3 protein-coding genes and 1 pseudogene are annotated in these 7358 nt (G+C 35.4%); 1 reads left to right on the top strand and 3 read right to left on the bottom strand.

What is annotated here, in order from left to right; genetic code table 11:
• Positions 1 to 543: 543 nt before the first annotated feature.
• From FDF36_RS20685 to FDF36_RS20695, 3 genes and pseudogenes are all read right to left on the bottom strand, one after another.
• Positions 544 to 2043 (bottom strand): RagB/SusD family nutrient uptake outer membrane protein, encoded by a 1500-nt coding sequence (locus tag FDF36_RS20685; protein WP_165017405.1) that lies wholly within the window; start codon positions 2041 to 2043, stop codon positions 544 to 546.
• A gap of 32 nt (positions 2044 to 2075) precedes the next feature.
• Positions 2076 to 4910 (bottom strand): annotated as a pseudogene (locus FDF36_RS20690) (SusC/RagA family TonB-linked outer membrane protein); the annotation flags it as partial.
• Positions 4911 to 5503: 593 nt separating this feature from the next.
• Positions 5504 to 6685 (bottom strand): Tsr0667 family tyrosine-type DNA invertase, encoded by a 1182-nt coding sequence (locus FDF36_RS20695; protein ID WP_005783269.1) that lies wholly within the window; start codon positions 6683 to 6685, stop codon positions 5504 to 5506.
• Positions 6686 to 7137: 452 nt separating this feature from the next.
• Between FDF36_RS20695 and FDF36_RS20700 the strand changes: the two genes are divergently transcribed.
• On the top strand, positions 7138 to 7358 hold a 221-nt coding region (locus FDF36_RS20700), incomplete at its 3' end, for a carboxypeptidase-like regulatory domain-containing protein (RefSeq protein WP_147399812.1).

Consider the following 7358-nt stretch of genomic DNA (forward strand, 5'->3'; position numbering starts at 1 on the left):
TGCAAAGTCTTTGCAGAACTGTAGTATACACTAAAATGCTTATAATGTGCGTATTACACAATGATATTGAACTTAGTAAAAAGAAAAAAAGATTTATTAAAACGCTTATTATCAAAATACTACAAATCTTCTATTTTATTGAGAAGCTCAAAATGAAACACTTCATACATCTTACAATAATCAGATAATACATTGATTATCAGCATGAATAAGATTCTGCATTCTATTTCCTATTCTACTACATTTTTCCTTTGTACTAATTGACTATTTGCTTTATATAGATATTTTATTCACCTATCAATAGTCGAAATTTAGAGTAGTGTCACATTCACAGATCGCATATAAGATAAATATTTTTTGATGTGTCTTTCATTTGTATCTTGAAATAAACGACATTTTTCTATTGAAAAACAGTTTGAGTTACTTTTGGCTAATATACAACAAATGTCATAATGAAACTCAATAGGAAGTTCCATTATTGTGAAATAAAAAAGCCACTCCCTTTAAAGAAAGCAGCCTTTTAATTACATGATTAATCCACTATTAATATCCGGGATTTTGTTGAGCTCTCAAGTTTGGATTTACATTTGTTTCATCAACAGGAATCGGAAGTATAGCTCTAAAGTAAGTTCGGTCAAAGCTTTGCGATTCTTTAATTAGTGAATAATGATACCCCTTATCTGCTTCATCTTTATAGCGAACGATTGTTTCATTATTGCGTAATGCATCGAAGTAACGTTGACCTTCACCAATCATTTCTTTTCTTCTTTCAAGAATGATTCTTTCTACTGTAGCATCTGCTTCCGAAACAGCCTTAGCTTCCGGATTCGCTCTCAGAACAATTTCATTCAGGTATTTAGCAGCTTTATCCTGGTGTCCCCCAAGCTTAGCCGCCGCTTCTGCAGCGCTCAAATATACTTCCGAAAGACGAAGTAAAGGCAGATTATTTAAACGCATTTCACCTACGTCGTCCTTATCAGCCGGGAATTTATTAATGAAGATTTTTGCATCACCATATTCTTCTTTAAGATCCTTATCATACTGAGCCGGCAATACCATACCTATACGAACATCTTTAGGATCCTGACTCAGCATATTCATAAAGTTTTTTGTAACTATTGCATCCGCATATCCGTTCTCGTTCAGCAAATAAGCAATACCATTACGGTCAGTCCAGTCATCATTACTTGCATTTATAACTTCGAAAATCATTTCGTTCGTATGTGCTCCATTGCTTTTATACCATGCATTTACATATTCTTCATTAGTCCAAAGTTTATATGGAGAGTTGGTTATAATATCTTCAGCAACTTTGAGTGCATTCTCGTTATCACCTTTAGTCAGATAGACTCTGGTAAGCAAGGCTTTTGCTGCCCATTCATTGATATATCCCTGAGTCTTATCTTTAGCAAGATATCCAGAATTAATAGCGTCAGTCAAGTCTCTGATGACTTGTGTATAAACTTCTGCTACTGTATTTCTGGAAGGCAAATCATTTCGTTCCAAAGGTTTCAAGATAACCGGGACACCCAAAGAAGCTCCGTTATCGGCTGTATAAGGCATACCATAGATTCTCACTAAGTCAAAATGAACCAATGCCCTGACAACCAATGCTTCTGAATATATTTTACCTATTTGTGCTTCTGTTGCGTCAGTCACCTTTTTTTCGTTAATTGCTTGAATCAGACGATTGGCACGGCGAACTACATTATAAGGTATATTCCACATATTAGGAGCATCATCCACAGTATAGCGCATCTCATAGCATGATGACGAACGCATACCCTGAGTTCTGGCTTGCATATCCTCAGCACGGACATCTCCATAATAAAACATACGGGCACCGTAATAGCTGGTGCTATTAGAGTTTCCCTGAATACCATCATACATACCTGTACGTGCAGTCAGAGCATCATTATAGTTTGTAATTGCATCTTCTGATGGAATTCCGTCAGCAGGTTTTCTATCCAGCCAATCATTCCCGCAGGAAGACAAACTTAGGATAGTAGCAACCAGTGTTATTGATTTATATATCTTTTTCATAAATTCTTTTTTCATAAATTGTTTCTACTTGATTAAAAACCGATTTCAATACCAAATGTAACAGTTCGAAGAGCCGGAGTCTCGAATGTACACAATCCGTCAACCGGAACTTCCGGGTCAACATACAAACTCTTTTTCTTCCAAGTTAGCAGGTTGTTTCCTGAAACATAAGCTCTTAATTTACTGATGCCTGCTTTAGACGACCAATTTTGTGGTAAAGTGAATCCCAAAGTCATATTCTTCACACGTAAATGATCTGTAGACATCAGCCAACGCGAAGAGGCTTTATTAGTGTTACCGTATGCAAATTGTGGCAATTTGGCATTATCACCTGTTTTCTGCCAGGTATCTTCCATCTTGTAATAAGCAGGAACATTACCCACATAATTATAAGTACCTCCATTAGATTGTAGCCAGGTAGCATAATCATAAGCATGTCCGCCCAAAGAGTAAGTCAGGGTTAAATTGAAATCAATAAACTTCCAACTGATATAATTGGTCAAACCACCTTGTACTTTAGGTTCGATAGAACCGATAATCGTTTTATTAGCAGCAGCAGAATTTGTTGTTGTTTCACGGCTACCATCTTCACCGTTTATATAATACAGTTCTTTACCTGTTTGAGGATCAACACCTGCATATTCATAGGCATAGATAGAATAATATGGTTCACCCACACGGTGGATAGAAACCCCATCAATGATTTCCTGTTGTTCGCCATCCAACTTGGTCAGCTTATTCTTATTATGTCCTAAGTTCAAGGAAGTAGTCCAGAAAAGGTCCTTGTTCTGGATGTTGGTAGACTTCAATTCCAATTCAAAACCACGATTTCTCATTGAGCCAACATTCACAAGCATATTAGCAGTACCCGCACTATTGATTACACCGACTGCAGCAGAAATCGGTTTATCCATTAAGAGATCTTTTGTCTCACGGTTATACCACTCAGCAGAAATAGTCAACCTATTGAGTAGTGTAAGGTCAATACCGATATTTGTGGCATAATTCTTTTCCCATTTCAGATTCGGATTATAGAAACGAGCTTCTGACGAACCACCATTTCCATTATAATTATATCCAAATTCATATACCCCCATATATCCGTAATAGTCTTTGGGCTGTGTACCATTTACACCGTAAGAAGCACGGATCTTAGCATCAGTAATAACATTGGATAATGATTCCATAAATGCTTCCTGTGAAAGTCTCCATGAACCTGATACAGACCAGAAATTGCCCCAACGACTATCTCTTGATAAACGCGAACTTCCATCACGACGGAAACTGCCACTTACATAATATCTTCCGGCATAATCATAATTCAAACGTCCTAAATAGGAAGTCATTCGATAACTATTAATGTTACTGGCACCTCTTGAAACACCTGCATTTGTAATCTCCGGTAAGTAGGATGGATAAGTATTACCATTAGTATAGGTATAATCGTATTTGTAATCCTCCGTTTCAAATCCCAACAGTACATCGATATTATGGTGTTCTGCAAATGTCTTGTTGTAAGTTAACTGAGTTTGAGTATTCAACTTGCTTCTGTTCATCATATAGCGTTGAAATACCCCTTTTGAAGAACGACCATCATTGGAACGAGGATCCCACCATACACGATTGTTTGTCTGGTTAAAATCATAACCCAAAGTTTCTTTTATATTCAAATTATCCCAGATATTCCATGTTGCAGCCAATGTATTCAAAGTACGCACAATTGTACTACGATCATAATTATATGTTGCAGTCTGAAGAGGATTGGCACCATTCAAAGCAGGGAAACTCGTACTAAATGTACCATCTTCATTATATGGGAATGTAGAGGGAGAAGCTGTCATAGCCAGACACATGATGGGGCTTGAGAAACTAGTCCCTTCCGAGTTTACTTTTTGAGTTGAATTTGTAAACATCGTACTTGCCTCAATTGTAACGCGGTCTGCCGTATGACTCATATTTGCACGTCCGGTGATACGCTCGTATCCAGACTGTAGTGTAATGCCTTCCTGTTTGGTGTATCCAAAAGAGGTATAGAATTTAGTCCGCTCATTTCCTCCTTGAGCATTTACTTCATAATTTTGGTGAGAACCGTTTCTGAAAAGAATATCTTCCCAATCAGTATATCCGCTCCAAGGTTTTGCAGCATATTTATCAATATTATTATCTGCATAGTTCGTGGCATAAGCTTCATCCTTTCCAGAATTTAAAGCATAGTTTTTAAGACCCATATATAGGATATCGCGTCTATCTTCACCATTCAGAATGGGACGATAATCAATAGCTTTGTTGGAGAATCCCCAGTCTGCCCTCACATTGAGTTTCAATTTTCCTGAAGCTCCCTTTTTAGTAGTAATTACAATAACACCGTTTGCTGCGCGTGAACCGTAAAGTGAAGCAGCCGCTGCATCTTTAATTACCGTCATTGATTCGATATCATTGCTGTTGATGGTGGACAACAAGCTATTACCTGACTGAGAATAAGTGAATTCACTTGCGTCACCAGTCATTACAGGTACTCCATCAATGACATATAACGGATCATTACCGGCATTAATTGACCCCATTCCACGAATACGTACAGATTCAACAGCACCCGGTTGTCCGGAAGTAGACGTAATCTGTACACCGGCAACAGAACCGGCTAATTTATCTTGTACGCTCAAAGAAGGAACATCCTGAAGTTTTTCCGTCGTAATACTTGATGCCGCTCCCGTAAAAGATGATTTTTTAAATGTACCATATCCTGTTACAACGACTTCGTCCAACACTTCCGTATCAGGTTTTAGCGTAATCTTCATAACAGGCTTAATTGCTACTTCAACAGTTTGCATACCGATATACGAAATTTGCAAAGTCTTTGCAGAACTACAATTATATTATAAACTATTTATTATCAGTATTTTATAAAAGATACAGAGAACTTGTGCTTATACTACGATATCAATGGTTATATGTTTGAATATCAAATATATATGATAACAGTACTAACAATAAAATCCGAATGATTCCCATATCTATCTCCCACTATTGTACGCGTAATCCGCTTATTGCAAGTGAAATATAGATTAAAAAGTATGCGATTGAAAAAAGAATGTTATACTCAATAGTTCCAAACGAAAAAAAAGTCATAAAGCAGCCTATTATTATTTTACATAAACGGCTTAGAAATAAAAAAGGATAATTACTAATTTGATATTTATATAAAAACAGAGAATGCCAACCTAAATTTCCTCATAATAGGATTAATAAACTTATATATTTAATAAACAGCCAATTAAACCGTTCACTTTTTGCATGTAGGAAGTTAGTTTTAACATAATGTTAAAACTAACTTCCTACATGCAAAGAATTAGTGATTTTCAATCAGAAAACAAGTTCTTTATAGAAACGGTACTTGAGAACTGTGATTCGTGTTAACAATGTTAATAGCCAATACATCTACGTAAGGCACAAATCTCTGTTACATATAAGATACTTTGCGATTATTTTTAGACTTTTCTAAGTCTCGTACAATAGTTATGTCCATTATATTAGTATAAACTTGAGTTGTCTTCACGCTTTTATGTCCCAATAGCTTTTGTACAGTAGTAATATTGACTCCACTGTATATTAATAATGTAGCATTGGTATGGCGAGCGGTATGGAACGAAATACGTTTATTCAACCCTGATAATTTTGCTATGATCAATAATTCCTTATTCACATTTGAATTATCTCTAAGCTTAAAAAAATCAGCAAGATTATCCTGATATTTATTCAAGACTTCTATTCCTTTTCCCTCAAATAAAAGATAAAGCGGAAGGCGCACTTCCGTATTCGTTTTCACAGATTTATAAATAAGCCAGGTTTCCTGATGCATTTTCACTATGTTTTCAGGGGATAAGTTGGTGAAGTCAGAATATCGTAATCCTGCATAACAACAAAAGAGGAAAGCATCTTTTGTCTTTTCCAGTTTCATAAACCGGCCATCCAATTCCAAACTTTCAATCTTTCCTAATTCTTCTGGAGAAAGGTGAGTATGACTGTTTTCGATACTTTTAATTTTATATTTTCTAAAGGCATATTTCTGTATCTCCATATATTCTTTATTTATGGCTACATTGATATGTCTTTTCAAATGTTTCATGTGCTTCGCAATGGTATTGGTGTGGTACCCTTTTTGTTGGAGGTAATGATCAAATGAGGATATAAATTCAAATGTCAGATCTGAGAATGACACATCTTTCTTATAGCCTCTCAATAACTCCAAAGTTGATAAATGGTTACGTTTGGTACTCTCCTTCAATGAAGATTTGGCTATTTCGTTGCGGAAGAACGCAATAAACGAAGTTCCATCATCCTGACTTTCCATTGAATTTTTTAGTGAATCCAATGAAATTTGTTTTCCCTGTTGCCACAATCCCAGTTCTTTCTTCTCTATTTCTGCCATGAACTCATAGAGCATGTGATTGATAGCATCCGCATTAGGGTGGTTTTTAACCATCCTTTTCTTGAAATCCCATTGGTCAGGACTCAAGTAAACCTTGGTAGAAAAATATTTCTTCTTCCTGTTTAAGTAAGCCTCAACCTGTACCAACGCCATCCCTTTTTTGTTCAGGCTCTTTTTTCTATTATACACTAAACTGTAAATAATTTTATCCATTTCCTTTATTTTTAATTAATACTATGGACAAATAAGACGTGCATAGACTCAATATTAGAATTGAATAAGGTTTAATATCTGCTAAAACCTGCTATTTTTATATAGAAATAACTAATTTGTATTTTTTAAAAGTGATTAATTTGTATTTATAAAAACTTCCTTGACAGAAAAACGAGCACTATTTTTGCTCATATTAAGCCTTGAATATACAAAAATAGACAAAAATGCATATTATTAGTACCTGCAACATGTTAGCAATACAAACCCCGTTTACGTTTTTTAAGGCGTATTTCTATGTTATTAGACATAAAATCGCGTATTTAGATAACGATTTGTTATATTTGCAAGGTTTTTTTATAGAAATAATTGTTCGTTTCATATTTCTTAATATATTTGCATTTTGTTAGAGTAAAGAAACAATTAATGTAAAGTTAAACTTTAAGAGAGAATTTATGAAAAGAAAATTAATGCTGTTATTGACTTGCCTTTTTATAGGTATAGGTCTAGTAACCGCCCAAACTCAGAAGGTAACAGGTGTTGTTATTTCTGAAGAAGATGGGCAACCAGTTGTTGGAGCCTCTGTATTAGCTAAGGGCACCACTGTAGGTGTTATTACTGATCTAAATGGTAAATTTACGTTATCTGGTATACCAAGTTCTGCAAAGACTTTGCA

Source organism: Bacteroides fragilis, assembly GCF_019583405.1.
GTDB lineage: Bacteria > Bacteroidota > Bacteroidia > Bacteroidales > Bacteroidaceae > Bacteroides > Bacteroides fragilis_B.